The organism is Kitasatospora sp. NPDC091335 (assembly GCF_044757205.1).
Classification (GTDB): Bacteria; Actinomycetota; Actinomycetes; order Streptomycetales; family Streptomycetaceae; genus Kitasatospora.
In genome coordinates this window covers 151,735-172,600 of the sequence record NZ_JBIVUM010000011.1, presented here as the reverse complement: position 1 = coordinate 172,600, position 20,866 = coordinate 151,735, and the positions used below count along the sequence as shown (strand labels likewise).

The 20,866-nt window shown below is 75.0% G+C and carries 18 protein-coding genes; 10 read left to right on the top strand and 8 right to left on the bottom strand.

The window, feature by feature from the left end; translation table 11 throughout:
* The first annotated feature begins 79 nt into the window (after positions 1–79).
* Together ACIQOW_RS23705 and ACIQOW_RS23700 are read left to right on the top strand one after the other, a co-directional pair.
* Positions 80–883 (top strand): exodeoxyribonuclease III, encoded by an 804-nt coding sequence (locus ACIQOW_RS23705; protein ID WP_401087995.1) that lies wholly within the window; start codon positions 80–82, stop codon positions 881–883.
* Positions 884–1,051: 168 nt separating this feature from the next.
* Entirely contained in the window at positions 1,052–1,651 is a 600-nt protein-coding gene (locus ACIQOW_RS23700) for a hypothetical protein (protein WP_401087993.1), read from the top strand.
* Positions 1,652–1,720: 69 nt separating this feature from the next.
* Here ACIQOW_RS23700 and ACIQOW_RS23695 read toward each other — a convergent pair whose 3' ends face one another.
* Positions 1,721–2,434: a lysoplasmalogenase gene (locus ACIQOW_RS23695; protein ID WP_401087991.1), complete on the bottom strand. Its 714-nt coding sequence runs from the start codon at positions 2,432–2,434 to the stop codon at positions 1,721–1,723.
* Between the two features lie 299 nt (positions 2,435–2,733).
* Here ACIQOW_RS23695 and ACIQOW_RS23690 point away from each other — a divergent pair, with 299 nt between their 5' ends.
* Entirely contained in the window at positions 2,734–4,473 is a 1,740-nt protein-coding gene (locus ACIQOW_RS23690) for a DUF2398 family protein (protein ID WP_401087989.1), read from the top strand.
* Positions 4,474–4,577: 104 nt separating this feature from the next.
* Here the strand turns inward: ACIQOW_RS23690 and ACIQOW_RS23685 are convergent, their stop codons facing one another.
* Both ACIQOW_RS23685 and ACIQOW_RS23680 read right to left on the bottom strand, forming a co-directional pair.
* Complete coding sequence (locus ACIQOW_RS23685) at positions 4,578–4,757, bottom strand: hypothetical protein (protein WP_188300651.1); 180 nt, start codon at positions 4,755–4,757, stop codon at positions 4,578–4,580.
* Positions 4,758–4,877: 120 nt separating this feature from the next.
* Complete coding sequence (locus ACIQOW_RS23680; protein ID WP_401087987.1) at positions 4,878–6,509, bottom strand: BCCT family transporter; 1,632 nt, start codon at positions 6,507–6,509, stop codon at positions 4,878–4,880.
* A gap of 491 nt (positions 6,510–7,000) precedes the next feature.
* On the opposite strand from ACIQOW_RS23680, the gene ACIQOW_RS23675 reads away from it, so the two are divergent.
* Positions 7,001–8,347 (top strand): sulfite oxidase, encoded by a 1,347-nt coding sequence (locus tag ACIQOW_RS23675; RefSeq protein WP_401087985.1) that lies wholly within the window; start codon positions 7,001–7,003, stop codon positions 8,345–8,347.
* A gap of 24 nt (positions 8,348–8,371) precedes the next feature.
* Here the strand turns inward: ACIQOW_RS23675 and ACIQOW_RS23670 are convergent, their stop codons facing one another.
* Together ACIQOW_RS23670 and ACIQOW_RS23665 are read right to left on the bottom strand one after the other, a co-directional pair.
* On the bottom strand, positions 8,372–9,022 hold the full coding sequence (locus ACIQOW_RS23670) for a TetR/AcrR family transcriptional regulator (protein WP_401087984.1): 651 nt from the start codon (positions 9,020–9,022) through the stop codon (positions 8,372–8,374).
* Between the two features lie 184 nt (positions 9,023–9,206).
* Positions 9,207–10,124 (bottom strand): acyl-CoA thioesterase, encoded by a 918-nt coding sequence (locus ACIQOW_RS23665; RefSeq protein ID WP_401087982.1) that lies wholly within the window; start codon positions 10,122–10,124, stop codon positions 9,207–9,209.
* Between the two features lie 142 nt (positions 10,125–10,266).
* Here ACIQOW_RS23665 and ACIQOW_RS23660 point away from each other — a divergent pair, with 142 nt between their 5' ends.
* From ACIQOW_RS23660 to ACIQOW_RS23650, 3 genes are all read left to right on the top strand, one after another.
* Entirely contained in the window at positions 10,267–11,661 is a 1,395-nt protein-coding gene (locus tag ACIQOW_RS23660; RefSeq protein ID WP_401087980.1) for an SWIM zinc finger family protein, read from the top strand.
* Complete coding sequence (locus ACIQOW_RS23655) at positions 11,658–14,366, top strand: DUF6493 family protein (protein WP_401087978.1); 2,709 nt, start codon at positions 11,658–11,660, stop codon at positions 14,364–14,366. Before ACIQOW_RS23660 ends, ACIQOW_RS23655 begins: the two co-directional genes overlap by 4 nt.
* 143 nt (positions 14,367–14,509) lie before the next feature.
* Positions 14,510–15,463, top strand: coding sequence for a DUF389 domain-containing protein (locus ACIQOW_RS23650; RefSeq protein WP_401087976.1), 954 nt, complete (start codon positions 14,510–14,512; stop codon positions 15,461–15,463).
* Between the two features lie 41 nt (positions 15,464–15,504).
* Here the strand turns inward: ACIQOW_RS23650 and ACIQOW_RS23645 are convergent, their stop codons facing one another.
* The 3 genes from ACIQOW_RS23645 to ACIQOW_RS23635 all read right to left on the bottom strand — a co-directional run bounded on the left by ACIQOW_RS23645 (position 15,505) and on the right by ACIQOW_RS23635 (position 18,089).
* Positions 15,505–16,710 carry an MBL fold metallo-hydrolase gene (locus ACIQOW_RS23645; protein WP_401088185.1) on the bottom strand — a complete coding sequence of 402 codons (1,206 nt, stop codon included), beginning with the start codon at positions 16,708–16,710 and terminating at the stop codon, positions 15,505–15,507.
* Between the two features lie 382 nt (positions 16,711–17,092).
* On the bottom strand, positions 17,093–17,545 hold the full coding sequence (locus tag ACIQOW_RS23640) for a MaoC family dehydratase (protein ID WP_401087974.1): 453 nt from the start codon (positions 17,543–17,545) through the stop codon (positions 17,093–17,095).
* Positions 17,546–17,621: 76 nt separating this feature from the next.
* Positions 17,622–18,089, bottom strand: a complete 468-nt coding sequence (locus ACIQOW_RS23635) for a pyridoxamine 5'-phosphate oxidase family protein (protein WP_401087971.1) — start codon at positions 18,087–18,089, stop codon at positions 17,622–17,624.
* Between the two features lie 160 nt (positions 18,090–18,249).
* Between ACIQOW_RS23635 and ACIQOW_RS23630 the strand changes: the two genes are divergently transcribed.
* The 3 genes from ACIQOW_RS23630 to ACIQOW_RS23620 all read left to right on the top strand — a co-directional run bounded on the left by ACIQOW_RS23630 (position 18,250) and on the right by ACIQOW_RS23620 (position 20,821).
* Positions 18,250–19,116 (top strand): hypothetical protein, encoded by an 867-nt coding sequence (locus tag ACIQOW_RS23630; RefSeq protein ID WP_401087969.1) that lies wholly within the window; start codon positions 18,250–18,252, stop codon positions 19,114–19,116.
* A gap of 137 nt (positions 19,117–19,253) precedes the next feature.
* Positions 19,254–19,877, top strand: a complete 624-nt coding sequence (locus tag ACIQOW_RS23625) for a hypothetical protein (protein ID WP_401087967.1) — start codon at positions 19,254–19,256, stop codon at positions 19,875–19,877.
* The gene (locus ACIQOW_RS23620; RefSeq protein ID WP_401087964.1) at positions 19,871–20,821 is read left to right on the top strand and encodes a hypothetical protein; all 951 of its coding nucleotides are present in this window, start codon (positions 19,871–19,873) and stop codon (positions 20,819–20,821) included. Before ACIQOW_RS23625 ends, ACIQOW_RS23620 begins: the two co-directional genes overlap by 7 nt.
* The last annotated feature ends 45 nt before the right edge of the window (positions 20,822–20,866 follow it).

The window sequence follows — 20,866 nt, the reverse complement described above, 5'->3', positions numbered from 1 at the left end:
GGGGTGGGCCTCCCTCACGAGGGGGGCCCACCCCTTCCGTTTGCCCGTCCGCACCGAACCACCGGGAAGGCCGCCCGCCGTGACCGTCCGCATCGCCACCTGGAACATCAACTCCGTCACCGCCCGGCTGCCCAAGCTCCTGGAGTGGCTGGAGAGCGCCAAGCCCGACGTGCTCTGCCTCCAGGAGCTCAAGTGCGCGGCCGACGCCTTCCCGTACGAGGCGGTCCGCGAGCTCGGCTACGAGACGGCCGCGCACGGCAACGGCCGCTGGAACGGCGTCGCGATCGTCTCCCGGCTCGGCCTGGACGACGTCGTGCGGGACCTCCCCGGCCAGCCCGGCTACCTCGCCGACGGCGCCCTGCTGCCCGAGCTCGAACCGCGTGCCGTCGCCGCCACCTGCGGCCCGGTCCGGGTCTGGTCGGTCTACGTGCCCAACGGCCGCGAGGTCGGCCACCCGCACTACCAGTACAAGCTGGAGTGGCTGAAGGCACTGCGCGAGGCCACCACCGAGGACGCCGCCGGGTCCCGTCCGTTCGCCGTCCTGGGGGACTTCAACATCGCCCCGACCGACGAGGACGTCTTCGACGCCGCCGCCTTCGAGGGCCTCACCCACGTCACCCCGGTCGAGCGCGCCGCACTGACGGCCCTCGGCGAGATCGGCCTCCAGGACGTGGTGCCCCGGCCGCTCAAGTACGACCGCCCCTACACCTACTGGGACTACCGCCAGCTGGCCTTCCCGAAGAACCGCGGCATGCGGATCGACCTCACCTACGCCAACAAGCCCTTCGCCGACGCCGTCACCGACAGCTACGTGGACCGCGAGGCCCGCAAGGGCAAGGGCACCTCGGACCACGCGCCGGTCGTGGTCGACCTCGACCTGTGAGCCGTCCGGCGGGCGTCACGCCGGGTCACGGGCCGTAACCCGAACGGTCGTGAGCGCTGGCCGGGTGCCGAGCGGGTGCCTACCGTCGGTGAGTGACCGGGTGCAGTCGATCGAACACGTGGACATGGGAGTCCCCCGGCTGCGCCCGAGAATCCCGGAGGTTCCGGCATGCGCCCCATGCGTACGGCCGCCGCCGCCCTGATCGGCGCGACGGCGCTGACCGGCCTGACGGCCCCCCTCGCATCCGCCAGGGACGGCGCGGCCTCGGTCAGCCCGTCCCAGGCCGCACCGGGCCAGACCGTGACGGTCACGGTCTCCTGCGAGAAGTCGGACAAGCCCGACGCCAAGACCATCACCGCCCGTTCCGCCGCCTTCGAGGGCGGGCCGGCGACCCTCACCCTGGGCCCCGACGGCAAGCACACCGGGTCCGCCCGGCTGGCCGGCCAGCACGCCGGGGACAGCAAGGTCGACGGCTCCTGCCCGGACGGCGGGGCCTTCGCCACCAGCGTCACGGTCACCACCGTGGCCGCCACCACCCCCGACAAGGGTGCCGACAAGGGCCTCGGCGACTGGGGCCAGGCCGCGGGGGAGTGGGCCGGCTCGCTCGGACAGTCCGGCGCGGGCAGCCAGCAGGTCGCCCCGCACGGCTCCGTGCAGACCGGCCTCGGCGGCTCGGTCGCGAGCAGCCCGGCGGAGCTTGCCGGAGGTCTCGCGCTGGTCGCGGGCGGCGTCGGCGGCTTCTGGCTGCTGCGGCGGCGCGGTGTCTGACGGCCTCACCGCCCGCACGCCCCCGTGCCGCGCCGCCGGACCCGATCGGACCGGCGGCGCGGTGCCGCGTCAGGCGGTCCGCGGCTCCGTCCGTTCCTCGCGCGCCTGGTCCCGCAGGGTGCCGTCGGCCAGCAGGTACTGGGCCAGCACGTACGTCGCCATGATCCAGAACTGGTGGCCGGGCAGCTCCCGCCACTTCGCCAGCTGGGTGGCGATCAGCGTGTCGGAGAGCAGGAACAGCGCTCCGCCCAGCCCGGTCCGCCAGCCCAGTCCTGCCGAGGTGACGGCCGTCGAGGCGAGCAGCAGGCTGTAGCCGGCCACCGGGACGCGCAGGTCCCCGAGGTCCGGCCAGAGCTGCCCGACCAGGGCCGCCCAGGCCGTCGCGTACGCGGCCGCGACCACCAGGGCCCGGCGGCGGTCGGTGAGCGCGCCGCGCCGGACGAACATCGTCACGTAGCAGACGTGCGCCGCCGCGAACGAGCCCATGCCGGCGAGGAACGCGGTGTCGTTCCTCAGCTGGAGCAGCACGTCCCCGCCCGCGCTCAGAAGCAGCGCCGGCGCCAGCAGCTTCGGCGCCTCCCGCTCGGCCGTCCTGGCCGCCGCCACGCTGTGCGCGGCCAGCAGCGGCATCAGGGCGGGCTTGGTGGCGTTCTGGAGCACCGAGGCGCCCGAGACGATCGCACCCAGGTGTGCCGCCGAGGTGGCCGCGAACCCGCCCAGCAGGCCGGTGGCCGAGCGCAGCCGCGCCCCGAGGACGGCCCGGGTGGTGGTCCGGATGCTCATGCGCCCGCCTCGCCGTGCCCGGCAGGGGCATCCGCCCACTCGCACCTCTCGATGACTCCCTCGCTGCGCTCGCTCATGGGCCTCTCCGTCGTCGCGTCGGTCCCGATCGACCTTAAGGGAGCCGGACCGGCGGCGGAAGGGTCGGTTACCGGTGCGTAACCCCGGTGGGGCACGGTGGATGACGGGGCGGTTGGTGAACGGAGGGCGGGCGGCCGCTTCGAGGGCTCTTGCGGAGAGTTCCGCGGGAGGGCGGTTGCTGCCGTCGGGTGACCCGGGCACCGTCTAGGCTGGACCCTGACATGGATCAGCAGGACTACGCGGTCGGCGCCACCCGGGTGGCCGCCGGCAGGCCGGACGGACGAACGGGCGGGGCAGGACGGGGAACCGCCGCCGCCGTCCTCGCCGTACGCGGAGCCGGTCCCGCTGACAGGGCACCTGGGAAGGCTGCGGGGGGCGGTGCTGACGACGCGCAGGCGCCGGACGCTCCGGCCGCCGATCTGATGCTCTCGCCCGACCCGGGGCTGCTGCGGCTGGCCCACTGGTTCGCCGCCGCCACCCCCGGCACCGCCGACGACCTCTGCACCGCCTCCTTCGGCCTCTACCCCGCCCGCCACCTCGGCGCCGCCGCCGAGCCCGCCGCCGATCCCGGCGTCAGCTGGTGGCACGGCCCCACCGCGCACTGCGCCGCGCCCGTACGCTCCCGAGAGGACCGAGAGGACCGAGAGGACCGCGGTGAGGGCGGTCTGCGCCGCGCCCGGCGCGACGACGCCGCGCTGCCCGTCGTCCGGTCAGGTGCCAAGCCGGGCGGGCCGGGACGGCACCGCAGGCCCGAGGGCACGCGGGTGGCGCCGCTTCCCGTGGTCACCCCGGACCGTTCCGGCGGGGAACTCCCGGCCGCCGAACGCCGCATCGCCGCACGGCTGTTGCTCGCCCATCCGCTGGTCACCGCCTCCGGCCCGCACGCCGACGGCTTCCCGCTGATCCGCCGTCACCGCGACTGGCTCGCCGAGCGCTTCGACGCCCTGCTCGGCTACCGTCTCGTGGTCGGCCCCTGGCACGCCAGGCTCTGCAAGGCCGGCCTCGGCCCCGACGCCGCCCGCCGCCTCGAACACCCCGCCACCGGGGCGCCGTTCACCCCGGCCGGGTACGCCCAACTCGCCCTCGCGCTGGCCCTGCTGGTTGACTCCCCGGAGAAGCTCGGCTACCGGAGACTGCTCGACGCGATGCGCGCCGCCGCCCCCGAACTCACCGCCGAACCGGCCGACCTGGCCATGGCGCTGGCCGCACTGGCCGACTGGCAGGTGCTCGGCGAGCTGCCCGCCGACCCGGCCGACGACTCCTTCGTCCTGACCGTGGACCGCGAACTGGCCCGCGCCGTCCCGGCCGGCCCGCCCGCCCTCGCCGACGACGCCGCCGACCTGATCCGCCGCGCCGCCGAGGCCGAACCCGCCACCGCCGTCCGCCGCCTGCTGGCCGAGACGCCCGCCGTCCTGGCCGCCGACCTTCCCGAGGGCCACCGGGCCTGGCTGCACGAGCACCGGCTCCGCGACCCGGCGGCGGTCGCCGATTTCCTCGGTCTGGAGGCCGAACTGCGAGCCGAGGGCGTCGCCCTGCTCGACCCGGCCGCCGAACTCACCGACCTCGCCCTCCCCGGCGTGAGCACCCTCGCCCAGGCCGCGCTGCTGCTGGTCGAGCGGCTGGTCGAGGAGGTCCGCCCGCTGCCCGGGGAGGCGGTCGCCGGCGACGTCCCGATCCCGGACGCGCTGATAGACGGGGTCCTCGGCGACATCGCGGACGAGTACGGCCTCCCCGCCCGCTACCTCGCCGACCGCACCGCCCTGCGGCGCGACGCCCTCGACCTGCTCCACCGCCTCGCCCTGATGACCCCCACCCCTCACCCCACCCGCCCGCCGGCCTGGCGCCTCCGCCCCCCGGCCGCCCGCTACGCCCCGGCCCCCGACCTCCACCCCACCCCCGGCTCCGGCCGCCACTCCCGCCCCGCCCTGCTGATCCCGCCCCCGGCCGGCCCCCGCACGTAGCGGGGGCGGCCCCGCGCGCGGGCAGGTCCGGCCGGACGGGCCGGACGGGAAAGCAAGAAGCACCGCGTCCGGGGTGGGGATCGCGGTGCCGGGTGGGGCGGGCGTTACTTGCGGGCGGAGACGCTGGCGAGGGGGCCGTGTTCGACGGTTTCCACGGTGGCGCCGACGCCCAGGGTGCCGAGGGCGATGGAGGCGAGGACGGCGGTGACGGCGAGGAGCCGCCGGTGCCGTTGGGGCAGGGGGAAGCGCGGGTCCTGGTAGGGCGCCTGAGGGTTGGCGTTCATGACAGGGAGAGTCCCAGGGCGGCGTGAACGGTCGGTACGCACGGGTGAAGTCCGGGCGGGGGTTGGACGTCGGTTGGCCGCATACGCCCCACCCGTCCCCGGGCGGGGCGTACGCGCTGGTCAGCGGCGTGTGTCCGGGTCGCCGACGGCCGTCCGGACGGCGTCCCGCAGGCCGTGCTGCGGGTGGAGGCGGGAGGGGGCGGCGGCCGGGTCCTCGCGGAGCTCCTTCACCAGGGAGACGCACAGCAGCAGCATCACCACGACGAAGGGCAGTGCGACCAGGATCGTCGCGTTCTGGAGCGCGGTGAGCCCGCCGGCCAGCAGCAGGGCCGCCGCGACCCCGCCCATCAGCACGCCCCAGACCACCACCAGCCAGGTGCGGGGGTGCAGCGAGCCGCGGCTGGAGAGCGAGCCGAGCACCAGGGAGGCGGAGTCGGCGCTGGTGATGAAGAAGGTCATCACCAGCAGCACCGCTACCACGCTGGTCACCGAGCCGAGCGGCAGCGAGCGCAGCATCTCGAACAGCGAGGCCTCCGGGCCCTGCGGGATGGTCGAGACCAGGTCGGCCGCGCCGGTGGTGGCCAGCCGGATCGCCGTGCCGCCCATCACGCAGAACCAGATGACCGTCGCCCCGCTGGGCACCAGCAGCACGCCGAGCAGGAACTGCCGGATGGTGCGGCCGCGCGAGATCCGCGCGATGAAGGTGCCGACGAAGGGCGCCCAGGAGAGCCACCAGGCCCAGTAGAAGATCGTCCAGGAGCCGAGCCAGCTCTCGTCGGTGAAGGCGCCGGTCTGGGTGGACATCCCGAGCAGGTCGGAGAGGTAGCCGCCGACCGAGGAGGGGATCGCGTCCAGCGCGAAGACCGTCGGGCCGAACACGAAGACGAAGAGCATGATCAGCGAGGCCAGCACCACGTTCGCGGTGGAGAGCCACTTCACGCCCTTGTGCACCCCGGAGAACGCGGAGACCACGAACGCGGCGGTCAGCGAGGCGATGATGATCAGCTGGGCGTTCTGGGTGTTGCGGACGGAGGAGATGTAGCCGAGCCCGTCGGCGACCTGGAGCGCGCCGAGGCCGAGGCTGGTCGCCGAGCCGAAGACGGTGGCGAACACGGCCAGCAGGTCGATCGTCCGCCCGGCCCAGCCGTCGGCGCCGCGCTGTCCGATCAGCGGGACGAAGGCGGCCGAGATCCGGTTGCCCCGGCCCTTGCGGAAGGTGGTGTAGGCGAGGGCCAGGCCGCCGACCGCGTAGATCGCCCACGGGTGCAGGGTCCAGTGGAAGAGCGAGAACTCCAGGGCCTGCTGGGCGGCGGCCGCGCTCTGCGGCTCCAGGCCGGAGCCGGGCTGCGGGGTGGCGAAGAGCTGGAGCGGCTCGCCGACGCCGTAGAACATCAGGCCGATGCCCATGCCGGCGCTGAACATCATGGCGATCCAGGCGAGGGTGGAGAACTCGGGCTCGTCGTCGTCGCGGCCGAGCCGGATCCGGCCGAAGCGGCTGAACGCGAGCAGCACGCTGAGCACGAGGAAGACGTCGGCGGCCACCACGAAGAGCCAGCCGAAGTTGTGCAGCACCCAGCCGAGCGCGGTGTCGGAGGTGCGGCCGAGCGAGTCCTCGGCGAAGACGCCCCAGGCGACCACCGCCAGCACCAGGGCGGCACCGATGCCGAACACCGCCCGGTCGGCCGGAAGGGTCGCGGCGGGTTCGTCGGGCTCCTTCTCGGGCTGGTCGGGTTGCGGCGGCTGGCTGCTCATCAGGCGGACCCCTCGACGTGCTCGGCACGCTCGGCGTGCTCGGATTCAAGCTGTATGTCGCACTATGTCCAGTTCGCTTCGCGAGCGGCGGGACGGCGCGCCGGGGAAGTGCGGGTCGGGACCTACGTCCCGTCAGGCCGCTCGCTCCTCGCCGGAGTCGTGCCCGGGTCGCGTCCCCGGCCCGGACGGGGAGGAACTCCGGTGGTGCGTCGCTCAGTTCGGGTGGAGCCTCGATCACCGGCGGCTGCCCGCCGGTGAGTTCGGCCGGGCGGACAGGTGTCCGGGCCCTCCCCGTCCTCGGCGGCGGGGCGGGTGACGTGGGTCGCTCCTGTCCGGCCCGGGGTTTCGCCGACAGCGGGAACGGTAGGAGTTCACTCCGATGACAAGGTCATGTCGGGGGTGAGCGGCCCGGCCGGGGCAGCGTTCGGGCTCCCGTCCGTGGCCGCGCGCACCGCCGAACCGCCCACGCAGAAACGGAAGGAACGCCGTTCATGGACGACGAGGTCCGCACCTCGAACGAAGCAGGCCCGAAGCGAGCCGCCCGGGACGCCGCCCACGCCGACGGCGTGGACCGCCGGACGGTGGTGCGGATGGTCTCCGCCGCCGGGGTGTTCGCCACGCCGCTGTCCGCCGTCCCGGTGCTCGCTCCGGTTCCGGCGGCGGCCGGGGAGGTGCCGGCCGCCCCGGCACCGGCCCCGGTGGCCGCCGCGCAGGTGCCCGGGCCGGTGCCCGGAGTCCTCAAGCCGCTGCCCGCCGAGTGGTTCGTGCCGCACGGCACCAACGCGGAGACGCGCTGGGACGCCTTCCGCGACGCCGACGGCTCCGCCGCCGTCGGCCGGCACGTGCCGGTGGAACGGTTCTTCGTCCGCAACCACACCAGCACTCCGCTGATCGACCCCGAGGCGTGGAGCCTCAAGCTGTTCGGCAGCGGCCTGCGCGGCGCCCCGACGGCCGGGAGCCCGGTCGAGTTCGGCCTGGACGACCTGCGGGAGCTGCCGTCCACTCGGATCAGCGCGCTGATCGAGTGCGCGGGCAACGGCCGCAGCTACTTCCCCGGGCAGCAGAACCAGCCCGTCCCCGGCACGCCGTGGGCGCTCGGCGGCGTCGGCTCGGCGAGCTGGCGGGGCGTCCGGCTGGCCGAGGTGCTGCGGGCCGCCGGGCTGACCGGGGCGGCGGTGGACGTGCTGCCGACCGGCCTGGACCCGGACTTCGTCTCGGGCGGCGTCAACTACGGCCCGGTGCGCCGCCCGCTGCCGATCGCCAAGGCGCTGGACGACGTGCTGCTCGCGTACGAGATGAACGGCGAGCCGCTGACCCCCGACCACGGCGCCCCGGTCAGGCTGGTGGTGCCGGGCTGGGTGGGCATCGCCTCGATCAAGTGGGTGGGCGGCATCGAGGTCGCCGACCATCCGCTGCACTCGCCGTGGAACACCGTGTTCTACCGGATGTTCGGCCCGGACTACCCGGCCGGCGGCAGCGACCCGCTCACCACCCAGGTGGTCAAGAGCGCCTTCGAGCTGGCCGCGGGCGCGCGGCTGGCGGCGGACCGCGAGCACCGGCTGCACGGGCGTTCGTGGTCGGGAACGGCGGCGGTGCGCCGGGTCGAGGTGAGCACTGACGGGGGCCGGACCTGGCGGCGCGCCGAACTGCGCGACGAGCCGCGGGCCGACGGCTGGACGCGCTGGACCGTCGACTGGCGCCCCGAGGGGCCCGGCCGGTACGAGCTGCGCGCCCGCGCGACGGACCGCCGGGGCAACACCCAGCCCGAGCGGGCGGTGTTCAACCGGGAGGGCTACCTGTTCGGCGCGGTGGTGGCCCACCCGGTGACGGTGGTCTGAGCCGGCGGGCGGGCCGGCGCGGGTTCAGCCGGTGGACTGGACCTCGTACGGGGCGGGGTAACGCGTCTCGTACGGGTTCAGCACCAGCCGCACCACGTCCTCCAGTCGCCGCCGGGCGTCCCCGAGGGTGGTGCGGCCGGTCACCCAGGCGGTCAGCTCGCCCTGCCAGGCGTGGGCGACGATGTGCCGCACCAGGTCGCTCGCGGCGGCCGGCACCTCGGTCGTCACCGCTTGCAGGGCGGTGCTGTCGGCCCGGGCCATGCCTTGCAGCGCCTCGCTGGCGAACGGATCGGTGGAGGCGGCCACGGCCACCCGCAGCCGGGCGAGTTCGGGCTGCCGCTGGTAGGCCCGCATCCCTCCCCGCACGAACCGGACCGCCCGGTCGGTGGCCCCCAGCCCGGCCCGCGGCCCGCGCAGCTCGGCCACCAGGTCGGTCAGCAGCAGGCGGTGCCACTCGGCGATCGCCGCCGCCAGCAGGTGGTCCTTGGAGGAGAAGTAGCGGTACGCCGTCCCCAGGGCGACTCCGGACCGCTCGCAGACCTGTTTCATCTGCATCCGCTCGACGCCGATCTCGTTCACCAGGGCGAGCGCAGCCGCGATCAGGCTTTCGCGGCGTTCGAGCTGACGCGGAGACATCGCCTCCACCGGCCGTGGTGACAGGTCAACCTTGGTCACCCGCACCATGATACGGGCCGGGGCCGCTCAGGAGTATGACGCCGACCGTCCCCCTTCCGTTCGTCCGGAGGCCACCGGGGCGCAGGGGCCCCGCGACCGGGGCGTACGGCAGGGGTGTCACGGCCGGGGCCGTGCGGCAGGAGCCCGTACCCGGGGCCCGTACCCGGGGCCCGTACCCGGGGCGCTACGACTGGTCGCGGATCAGCGCCTCCTGGACGGCGGAGGCGACCAGCCGGCCGTCCAGGTCGTAGAACTCGCCGTGCGCCAGGCCCCGGCCGTCCGAGGAGGACGGGCTGCGCTGCGCGAACAGCAGCCACTCGTCGGCCCGGAACGGCCGGTGGAACCACATCGCGTGGTCCAGCGAGGCCATCAGCAGCCGGGGCGGTTCGGTGCGCTGGAAGAAGTTCGGCTGCACGTCCAGCCCGGCCGTGGAGGCCAGGGTGAGGTCGGAAAGGTAGGCGAGCGCGCCGGCGTGCAGCAGCGGGTCGCCGTCCGGCAACGGGGAGGCGGTGCGCATCCAGACGAACTGCCGGAGCAGGCCGGGGACGGCCGGCGGCAGGCCGGGGGCGTCCGGCGGGACGAACCGCACGTCGAGGTCGCGGAAGCCGCCGGTCGCGGCGATCGCCCGGCGGACCTGCTCGGACCCCTGGGAGACGGGGTCGGGCAGCGAGTCCGGTCCTGGCACCGGCGGCACCTCGCGCCGGCGGTCGGCGGTCGGCTCGGAGTGCTTGAAGGAGGCCGAGAGGGTGAAGATCTCGTTCCCCAGCTGGAGCGCCGTCACCCGGCGGGTGGCGTACGACATGCCCTCGCGGACCCGCTCGACCACGTAGTCGATCGGGCGGGCCGGGGAACCGGGGAGCAGGAAGTAGCCGTGCAACGAGTGCACCGAGCGCCGTTCCTCGCAGGTGCGCCCGGCGGCGACGAGCGCCTGCGCGGCTACGTGGCCGCCGAAGGCACGCATCGGGGCACCGGCGTGGCAGAAGCCCCGGAACGTGTTCTCGTCCAGCCGCTCCAGCTCCAGCAGCTCGGCGAACGGGGAGGCCGGGCGGGCGGCCCGTTCGGCCTGGGCGCGCGGTTCGGTCAGGTCCGTCAGGTCGGTCACGAAGCCATAGTGGCAGAAGCCAACCGTCCGGTGGTGTGACCTGGGTAACGCCCTCCCCCTCGGCCGTCCCGCGAGGTGGAACGTGTTCCACTCCGGGGCCGTCCCCGCGGATGTGTCAGACCTCTCACCTAGCGTGCCCGGCATGACGCAATCCGCACACGCGTATGCCTATCTGCGCCCGTCGGCCGTCCTGGACGGCGCCGACGGCCGGCACCTCGACCTGGCCACCTCCGGCGGCGCGACCCCGCTCGGCGCCGCCGCCAACCCGCGCTTCTTCGCGGGCTTCCTGGCCGATCCGGCGCCGGCCGCCGCCGCGCTGCTCGCGGTCGCGGACGTCGCCGCCGCGCGCTACTACCAGCCGCAGCTGCGCGCCTCGCTCGACCCGGTGGTCACCGCCAACGGGGACCGGCTGCGCTTCGAGTCCTTCTCGGGCTGCTGCGGCGTCTACGCCAGGCTCGACGTGCTCCAGGCCGGGCTCGACGGGGACGAGATCGGCCACGGCACCACCAACGTGGACGTCAACAACCCGCTGCGCGAGGCGCTGACCAGGATCGGCCCGGCCGATCCGCTGCACCTCGCGGTGGGGCCGGACGCGCTGGAGGTCACCACCTTCGACGGCCCGCTGGTCGAGAAGAAGGTGCCGCTGCCGGACCGCTGGCTGCGCGGATTCGCCGAGACCCAGGTGGTCGCGGCCGGCTTCGAGCTGCGCGCCGAGCTGCCCGCCGCCGAGGCGGTCCGGTTCCTGCGCTCGCTCCCGCGCGCCGGGCGCGGCGGGCGGGCCGGCGCCGGCTGGGTCGTCCCGGCCGGGAAGACGCTGCGGCCCACCACCCGGCCGGTGCCGGGCGCGGTCTGCCTGCCCGGGCCCGAGCGGCTGGTGGCGCTCCAGCGGGTGCTGCGGCACGCGCTCGCCCTGCGGGTGTACGGGCCGGTGGCGGCCGGCGAGCCGACCGCGTCCGCCTGGGAGGCGGTGCTGCCCGGCATGCGGCTGACCCTGACGCTCTCGCCGAACGCCGCCCGCGGCTTCTCCGGCGAGGGCGGCGTGCTCGACGCGCTGGCCACCGGGACGGCCGAGCGGGACGCCGAGCTGATCGCCGTGCTGCTCGCCTGGGAGCCCCGGATCGAGGTCGGGGACCTCGCCGCACAGTCCGGGCTGAGCCCCGAGCGGGTCCGCGCCGCGCTCACCAGGCTGGGCACCGCGGGGCAGATCGGCTACGACACCGCCGAGGCCGCGTACTTCCACCGGCAGCTCCCGTACGGCTCGGGGCGGGCCGAGGCCGCGAACCCCCGACTGCGGGCCGCCCGGGCGCTGGTCGAGGCGGGCGCGGTACGGCTGGAGGAGGGCGGGGCGACGGCCGTCGTGACGGTGGACGACCACCTCCAGCGGGTGCGGACGGACGAGTCGGGGCGGATGAGCTGCACCTGCCTCTGGTGGGGCAAGTACCGGGGCGGACGCGGGCCGTGCAAGCATGCGCTGGCGGTCGGCATGGTGCGGGAGTCGGCCGCCGCGGCCGGGCCGGCGAAGGGAGCCGCGGCATGAACACGACGGTGGAGGCCGACCGGCAGGGGCCGGTCGACGAGCTGCTGACGGCCGTCCGGTCCGGGCGGCTGGCAGAGCTGCCCGAGCTGCTGGCCGGGCTGGACGCGGCCCAGCGCCGGGCGTGCCTGCCCGGCCTCAAGCAGCTGCGCAAGGAGCTGCGCCCGGAGTGGTCGCGGGAGGCGGGCGCGGCCAAGGGCCGGCTGCTGGTGGCCGGGGCGGTGTGCCACGCGGGCCCGGCCGGAGCCGCGGCCTGGCTGGGCGGGCGCGACTTCGCCGTCCGCGACTGGGCCAGGAACTCCGTACTGCACCAGGTCATCGAGGCCCAGCCGGAGGAGTGGCAGGTCGAGGTGGTCACCAGGCTCGCCGACCGGCCGGTGCGCAACGACGGCTGGTCGATGTACCCGGTGATGGAGGCCGTGGTCAGGCGCACCGGCTGCGAGGTGCCGCGTGGCGAACTCTTCGTCCGCCGCTGGTCGGAGCGCTGGGACAGCCTGGGCGGCGCGCGTCCGCCACTGGTCGAGACGCTGCGCCAGGACGCCTTCACCCCGGTGCTGCTGCCCGAGCTGTTCGAACTAGCCGACATCGGCTACGCGCTGACCTTCCGGCTCAGCCCGCGCCCCGGCGACGTCTGGACCGAGGCGATCGGCGAGCTGGCCGCGGCCGGCGTCGTGGACCGGACCGACCTGCTCGACCGCTGCCTGGCCCGGCTGCTGCGCGGCGGCAAGCCGGCCGACCAGCGGGCCTTCCTGGAGGTGCTGCGGGCGCTTGCCCCCACACCCGAGGAGTACGCGGCCCGGCTGCGCGACGTGGTGGCGCTGCTGGACGGCCTGTCGGTGCTCGCCGGACACGCCCAGGAGGTGCTCGTCGGGCTGGACGAGGCCGGGCTGATCGAGCCCGAGGTGCTCGCCGAGGCCTCGGCGGTGCTGCTGTTCCGGAGCGAGAAGAAGCTGGTCCGCGCCCAGCTGTCCTGGCTGGACAAGGCCGCCCGGCGCGCCCCCGCGCGTTCCGGCCCGGTGGTGCTGGCGGCGGCCGAGGCCTTCGGGCACCCGGACGCGGCCCTCCAGGAGCGGGCGCTGAAGGTGGTGGCCCGTCACCTGAAGGTGGCGGGGGAGGCGGTGCTGCCGGAGCTGCGGGCCGCCGCCGAGACGCTGGGCCCGGTCCACCACGAGCGCGCGGGCGAGCTGTTCGGCGCGCGGGTCGGCGGCGACGGGCAGGACATCGAGAGCCAGGACTTCCTCCCGCCGGCGCCCGAACCGCGCCCGCTCGGCGCGCCGATCGGCTCGGCGGCCGAGCTCGCGGAGGAGCTGTCCGCGCTGCTCGCCGCGCGCGAACCCGACGTCGCGGTCTTCGAGCGGGTGCTGGACGGGCTGGTCCGCCTGAGCCACCTGGACCGGGCCGCGCTGGCCGAGGCGGTGGAGCCGGTCCGCCGGGTGCACCGGTGGAGCGGCGCCGGCAGCTGGGGGGACTGCGCGCCCCGGGACGTCCTCTACGTGGTGGCCGCGGTGGCGGGGGAGACGCCCCCGTGGAAGCTCTGGGACTACCTCGGCGGCAAGGGCCGCTCCGCGCTGCGCGGCGACCGCACGACCGTGCACGGGGCCGTCCTCGCCGCCCGGCTGGAGGAGGCGTCCCGGCAGCTGTTCCGGGATCCGCCGCCGTACCTGCTCGCCACCCCGACGGACACCACCGGCGCGCTGGACGCGGCCGTCCTGGTCCAGCGGATCGCCGGGTACGAGGCGGCGGGTGCCACGCCGGGGAAGACCGACCTCGCCCAGGCCCTGCTGCGGGTCGGCGTGGCCGTCGACGGGACGGTGCTGACGGCCGCCGAGGCGCTCACCTCCCCGGCCGGGCGCCGGCTGGCGCACTGGCTGCGGACCGGAGGCCTGCCGGCCCAGCCGTCCGAACGGGTGCTGTTCGCGCCCGGCAAGGGGCTGCGCCGGGTGAACGAGTACGGGAACCGCTGGTGGGAGGAGGTCGAGCGGATCCTCGTCGCCCAGCCGGGCGTCGGTGCCGGGCCGAAGGGGCCGGGCGGCGAGCGGCTCACGCCCGAGTTCCGGGCGCTGCTGGACGGTACCGAGCCCAGCGTGGCCCGCGCCCGCACGGTCTACAACTGGAACTGGCGGCCCGTCGCGCACTGGTTCGCGATGCTGCCCTGGCACCGGGAGGAGCTGGCCGCGCTCTGGCTCGACCCCTTCGCCGAGGGCGCCGACCAGGGCGAGCGCGGCGCCGCCTGCCACCTCCCGCAGCTCGCCGAGGCCGGCGGGCCGGCCGGGCTCGCGCTGCACCTGGCGCTGGCGTACGGCCTGGGCGCCCGGCACGCCGAGGACCGGACGGCGGCGGTGGACGCCCTGCTGGTGCTCGCCGCGCGCGGCGACCTGGACGGCGAACTGCTCGGCCGCGAGCTGGGGGCCCTGGTGGTGTGCGGCACGGTCATGGCCGGCCGGCTGGGGTCGGCGCTCACCATGGCGGCGGAGACCGGCGCCCGGGCGACGGTCTGGTCCGTCCTCGGGCCGGCGCTGCCCGCTCTGCTGGGCGAGGCCGACCAGGCGACGCGCGGACTGGGCGACCTGATCGGGCTCGCCACCGACTGCGCCCGGCGCACCGGGGCCCGCGGGCCGGTCGCCGAGGTGACGGCGGCGGCCGGGCGGGCCGGCTCGGGTCGGGTGGTCAAGGAGGCCCGGGCGCTGCGGGACGTCCTCGCGGGCTGAGGGGTGCGGGGCGAGGGGCTCGCGGGGTGGTGAGGCCGAGGGGTGGTGAGGCCCGGGCGGTGAGGCCGAGGCTGGTGGCCCTAGGGTGGGCGGGACTTCCGCCCGTCCTTCCCGTCCTTCCCACCCTTCCCGCCGGAGCGTCCGTGCTGCACCTTCGCCTGATCGTCCCGCCCGACCTTCGGGATGCCGTGCTCGGCTGCCTGGACGAGGTTGTCGGGGTGACGCACGTCGTGCTGATCCCGGACGCGGCCGTCCGGCCCGCCGGGGACGTCGTGCTCTGTGACGTGGCCCGTGAGGCGGCGGACGAGGTCCTGGCCGCGCTGCGCGGGACGGGACTGACCGAGCGCGGTGCGATCGACGTCTCGTCGATCGATCTGACCCTCTCGGCGGCGGCCGAGGAGGCCGAGCGGCTGGCTCCCGGGGAGGGGGCCGACGCGCTGGTCTGGGAGTCGGTCTCCGAGATCACCCATGAGGAGTCCACCCTCACCTGGGTGTTCCTGGCCTTCCTCACCGTCGCCACCATGCTCGCGGCCTGCGGCGCGGTGCTGGACAGCGCGATCCTGGTCGTCGGCGCGATGGCCGTCGGGCCGGAGTTCGGGCCGTTGGCCGGGTTCTGCGTGGCCGTCGTCCAGCGGCGGCTGCGCCCGGCGCTGCGCTCGCTGAACGCGCTGGTGACGGGCTTTGTGGTGGCGATGGCGCTGACCGTCTGCTTCGGGTTGCTGATGGAGGGTCTCGGGCTGTTCAGCCAGGCGAAGTTCGACGCGGCACGGCCGAACACCTCCTTCATCTGGCAGCCCGACGCGACCTCCTTCGTGGTCGCTTTCCTGGCGGGCATCGCCGGGCTGCTCTCGCTCACCTCCGCGAAGGCCGGGACCCTGGTCGGCGTGGCGATCTCGGTCACCACCGTTCCCGCCGCGGCCAACGCGGCGGTCGCTCTCGGCTACGGCGACGTCAGGCAGTTCTGGGGGTCGAGTGTCCAGCTGCTGTTGAACCTGTTGGGGATCGTGCTGGCCGGGGTGCTGACCCTGCTGGTGCAGCAGCGGGCCTGGGCGCTGATCCGGCGTCGACGGGCGGGGTCCGAGGCGGCGAACAGGTGACGACCCACGGGTTTCAGCTGACAACTTTCAGACGACAACTTTCAGCGAACAGACTTTGAAATCTGTTCGCTGAACGTCGTCGCCTGTTCGCGCCCCGCTCCCTCCCCGCCGGCGGCCGTCGTGGCGCCCCGCTCGCCGGCCAGCGGCGGGATGCCGCGCGAGGTGGCGGCGACGGCGCGCCACCACAGCCGCAGCGCGGGTGGCGCGACCGGTTCGAAGGGCTTGCCCGGACGGGGCGCCGCGAGCCGGGCGCCGAGGGCCTGGGCCGCGGTGACCACCCGCTCGGCTGGCTCGTCCCAGGGGTGCGGCGCGAGGTTGAAGGTGCACCAGTGGATCGGCAGCAACAGCTCGCCGCCCAGGTCCAGATGCGCCCGTACGCCTTCCTCGGGCGTCATGTGCACCTCGGGCCAGAAGTCGCTGTACGCGCCGACCTGCATCATGGTCGCGTCGAACGGTCCGAGCCGGCGGCCGATCTCGGCGAAGCCGGGGAAGTACCCGGTGTCCCCGCTGTGGAAGACCCGGTGCGCGCCGCCCGAAACCACCCAGGACGCCCACAGGAACAGCGCGCTGGTGCGCGGGCCCCGGCTGCAGTAGTGCCGGGCCGGTGTGGCGGTCAGCGTCAGCCCGGCGACCTCGGCCGACTCCCACCAGTCCAGTTCGACGATCCGCCCGGCCGGCACCCCCCAGTGCTCCAGGTGCGCCCCGACCCCGAGCGGGACGGCGAACACCGCGTCCGTCCCGGTCAGCGCCCGGACGGTCCCCATGTCGAGGTGGTCGTAGTGGTCGTGGGAGACCACGACGACGTCCACGGGCCCGAGTTCGGACAGCGGCAGCGGCACCGGGTGGAGCCGCTTGGGCCCGGTCCAGGAGAACGGGGAGCAGCGCTCGCCCCAGACCGGGTCGAGCAGTACGCGCCGTCCGCCGATCTCGGCGAGCACCGTCGCGTGCCCGAGCCAGGTCAGCCGCAGCCCGGACTCCGGCGGCGCGGCCAGGTCGGCCGGGAGCAGCCGGTGCACCGGCACGGCGGCGGCCGGTACCCGGTGGGTCTTGTCCCCGGTCAGCTGGGCGCGGGTGATCTCCAGCGGGCTGCGCTCGTACACCAGCCGGCGGGTCGGCACCGGGTTGCGGAAGGCGCCGTCGGCGAACTGCGGGGAGCGGCGGATCCGGGCCAGCCGTTCGCCCCGGGGCTCGGCGCCGAACGCGTCGGTGCGGACCCGGTGCCAGGCGGCCCGGGGCAGCCCGGCCAGGCCGGGGACGGCGCGCTCGGCGGCGGGTCCGGTGGCGGGCGGGGCGAGCAGCGAGGACAGACCGGCGAGGCGGGAGAACCACGGGGCGGGGCGGGGCACGGCTCCTCCTGGGACGGTCACGGCTACCGGGCATGCCGGGGCGCGCGGTGCAGCGGCGGGTGGGGCTGCTGCGGTGCGACAACCATCTCGTCGGAGGTTACTCGCCGTGGGCCGTCCGGACCTGGTGGGAGGCCCGCCCGGGGCCAATCGGAGTACCCGGGACGGCGGTCGCGGACCGGTGCCCGGGCGCGGACCGGCTCCCTCGGCGTCCCCTCGGTGTCCCCTCGGTCCGGGCTCGGGCAGCGCCCGCTCCCTGCCCGTTCCCTGCTCGAAGCGAGCCCGGTCAGGCGTAGAAGCGGGTGATCGTCTCCGCGACGCAGTGCGGCTTGGCGCTCCGCTCGCTGGTGACGGTGAACCGCACCACCGCCTGGACCCCGCCCGGCACCTCGGTGGCCGAGAGCAGCTCGGCGGTGGCGCGGATCGCCGTGCCCACCGGCACCGGGGCCGGGAAGCGCACCTTGTCGGAGCCGTAGTTCAGCGCCATCCGCACGCCCTCGACGGCGTAGCACTCCTTCGCCAGCACCGGGATCATCGACTGGGTCAGGTAGCCGTGCGCGATGGTCGAGCCGAACTGGCTGTCCCTGGCCCGCTCCGGGTCCACGTGGATCCACTGGTGGTCACCGGTGGCCTCGGCGAACAGGTCGATCCGCCGCTGGTCGACGGTGTGCCAACGGCTGGTGCCCAGCTCGGTGCCGACGGCGGCGGTCAGCTCGGCGAGGGAGGCGAAGGTCGTCACGGTGCGCTCCTGGTGGGGGGACAGGCCCGGGGAGGGATCAGGACGCCGGAAGCGTATGCCTACCCACCGGTATCTGTCAGGAGCCGAACGGAGATCCGCTGTTCCAGGGCCCGGTGCCGATGGGGCGCAGCGCCGCCCGGCCCGGGCCGCCGGGGCCGGTCGGGAACAGCCGGCGGCCGCTGACCAGCTCCGGCACCAGCGCGACGAACAGCGGCTCCGGGTCGCCCACCCAGGGCCGCAGGCCGGAGCGCAGCACCCGGCGTACCTGGTCGGGGTCGCTCACCACGTCGGCCCGCCCGTGCACCAGTACGCTCCATCCCGTACGGGTGACCGGGTCCAGCAGATCGGCCTGGAAGGCCACCACGGTGCCGTCCAGCCCCCGCGCGGTGGCACTTCCCCGGCGTACGGCGAGCACCAGCCGCCCGTCCAGGACCTCGAAGGAGACCGGCAGGACGGCCGGAAGTGCGTGCTCGGTGTACACCACGCGCCCGACGGGCACGGTGCTGAGCAGCCGCAGGCACTCGGCCTCGCTCAGGGTTTCCACACGGTCCTCAGGCTCCATGCGTCCGATGGTCCCCGGTCGGTGCGCACACCGATAGGGCCCATGGTCCCTGAGCGGACGGGCCGGGAGCCCCGTCCGCGTCGGTCCGGGGCGGTAGCCTGCCCGGCGGGTGGAGGAACGGTGGAGGAGGGGGGACGGCCGGATGGCGGGCGGGGTCGATCTGGTGGTGATCGGGGCGGACGGCGGGCCCGACCGGGCCTTCGGCGGGGCGGCGCTGGCGCCGGACGGTGCCGGGCTGCTCGCCGACGTGCTGCCCGGGATGTGCTTCGACACCGGCGCGGCCGGCTGCCGGGTCACCACGGTGGCGCCGGACGCGGACGCGAACGCGATGCTCACCGCCGTCCGGGACGCGGCCCAGCATCCGGGCCGCTGGCTGCTGGTCTGCCTGGTCGGCCAGCTGGTGGCCGACCCGCGCGGGCGCCGGCTCGCGCTGGTCACCGCCGGCAGCACGCCGGACAACGCCTACCGGCGGGGCCTGGCCTGGGACTGGGTGGTCAGCGCGATGGTGCACGGGGACCAGGAGGAGGCGCTGCTGCTGGTCGACGCGGTGGTCGACCGGGACGCCTGGGCGGCGCTGGAGCGCGGCGAGGACGGCGCGGGCGAACTGCTGAGCTACTCGCGGGTCCCGCTGTGGGGCAGGATCGGCCGCTACGCGCCGGCCGGCCGCTACACCCCGGGCAGACGCGGCCGGGACGCCGTCCGGCCGGGCGGGGAGGGCTCGTTCAGCCGGGCCCTGACCACCGTCCTGCGCCAGGGCGTTCCGGGTGCCCCCGCGGCCGTCGCCCCGCTCGATCTCCAGCCGGCCGTGGCCGCGCTGACGGACGGTGGGGAACCGGCCGGTAGTTCGGGTGCGCCTGGCGCGCGCCTGCTCGTTCCGTCGCACGCCGGGCGGCTCCTGATGCGCAATCGGGCCGCGGTTCGGGGCGCATTGGCCGGATTGTCGCTTTCCGAAGAACTGTTGGCCGTTCTGTGGCGGGATAGAGCCCCGACGGAACCGCCTTCCACGTAAGGTCAGGGGGCCTGAGGTGTTGCCGTGATGGGGTGGGTTGGCGAAGAATCGATCCCCAGCGGAAACATCGGCGGGACGGCGGAATTCTCCTGGCGGCCGTGGATCACGGATCGGGTCGGTCGCAACGAGGTGGGGCCATGCGGCAGCGCGGAAACATGGTGCGCCCTGGGGTGGTTGGGGGCGCCGGGGCGGCCCTGGTGTTGCTGCTCGGCGGTTGTGCGAGCGGCGGTGCCGGCGGTTCCGTCGATCGTCTCGGGTCGACTGCGCCCACCGTCGCGGGAGTGAACCCGGTCCCTCCTTCGGGTGGTTCGGTAAACGGCTCGATCGCGCCGACCAGCGGTCCGGAAGGGGCGATGGGGCGGCTGGCCCTGAAGACGTATCAGGACTGGTGGCAGACCCAGGCCGAGGTCTTCGGGCGGCCGGATTCGGACGGGTACGGACTGGAGCAGTACGCGTCGGGACGGGCGCTGTCCGACAGTCTGGTCAGCCTCCGGCAACTGCGCGACGCCAAAGTGGTGATGACCGGCACGCCGCGCAATTCCGCGGTGGTCAAGGCCGTTGATCTGAATGCCGATCCGCAGACCGCCGTGATCGAGGACTGCGTCGACCTGTCGGGCTGGCACCGCGTCGATGCCGTCACCGGGGCCGCCAAGGATCCCGCAGGACGGCTGAACCGATACGTCGGAACCGCGTCGCTGCGCTGGTTCCAAGCGCACTGGTTGATCCACGACTTCAAACGGGAGGTGGACCGGACATGCTGAACGCACGGAATCCGGCCCGGCGGATCGCATTCGTCGCGTCGATGTCGGCGGGGTTGCTGCTGTCCTCGGCGGTGAGCGCGACCGCGGACGACCCGTCGGGCGGCGGGGCCGAACAGTGTGCCCCGAACGTGATCTGCGTGGACGTCACGTCCGGCGGGAAGACCCCGGCGCCCGGCGGCTCCAAGCCGGGCGGTGGCGGCGGCGGTTCCTCCACCGGCCCCCAGCTGTGCGGCTACCACGAGGTCCCGTGGGCCTGCCACGACCCCGAGCTGGGCTGGTTCAGCAACGAGAAGGGCTGCTACTACCGCCCGCTGGACAACCCGCCGGCCGCGGGTGATCCGGCCTGGGGCGGCCACGACCCGAAGGACGGCACGCTCTACACGAAGGTCTGCCCGCAGACCGGCGGGGGCATGGGCGGTGCCGAGATCGTCTTCGAAGCCGGCTCGCCGGACGGCCAGAACGTCAACGCCGAGGCCACGGCCATCCAGAGCGCCTACGACCGGGTCCGCTTCAAGCCGCCGGTGGGCCGGGCCGCGCCGCAGCGCACGGCGGTGGTCAACGCCCCGGTCTGGCTCTGGGCGGACGGCGCCGCACTGCCCACACCGGGCAACGCGTCGGTCGCGGGCATCTCGGTCACGGCCACGCCCCGGCTGGTCAAGGCGGACTGGAGCTTCGGGGACCACCTCCAGACCTCCTGCGCCACCCCCGGCACGCCGTACGACCCCAAGTACGGCGACGCGAAGTCCCCGGACTGCGGCTACGAGTTCAGGACCGGCTCGGCCGGCGAGAAGAACGGCGTGTTCAGCGCCACGGTGACGATGCGCTGGGAGGTCAGGGTCGTGGTCACCGGCGGGCCCAACCCGCGGACGTTCACCATCCCCGGCATCAACCAGAGCAGCGCGCCCTTCGAGCTGAGGGTCGCCGAGATGCAGGTGCTCAACTGATCGCGCCGGCGCGGCGATCCGCACACCGACCGGCCGGCCGGTCCT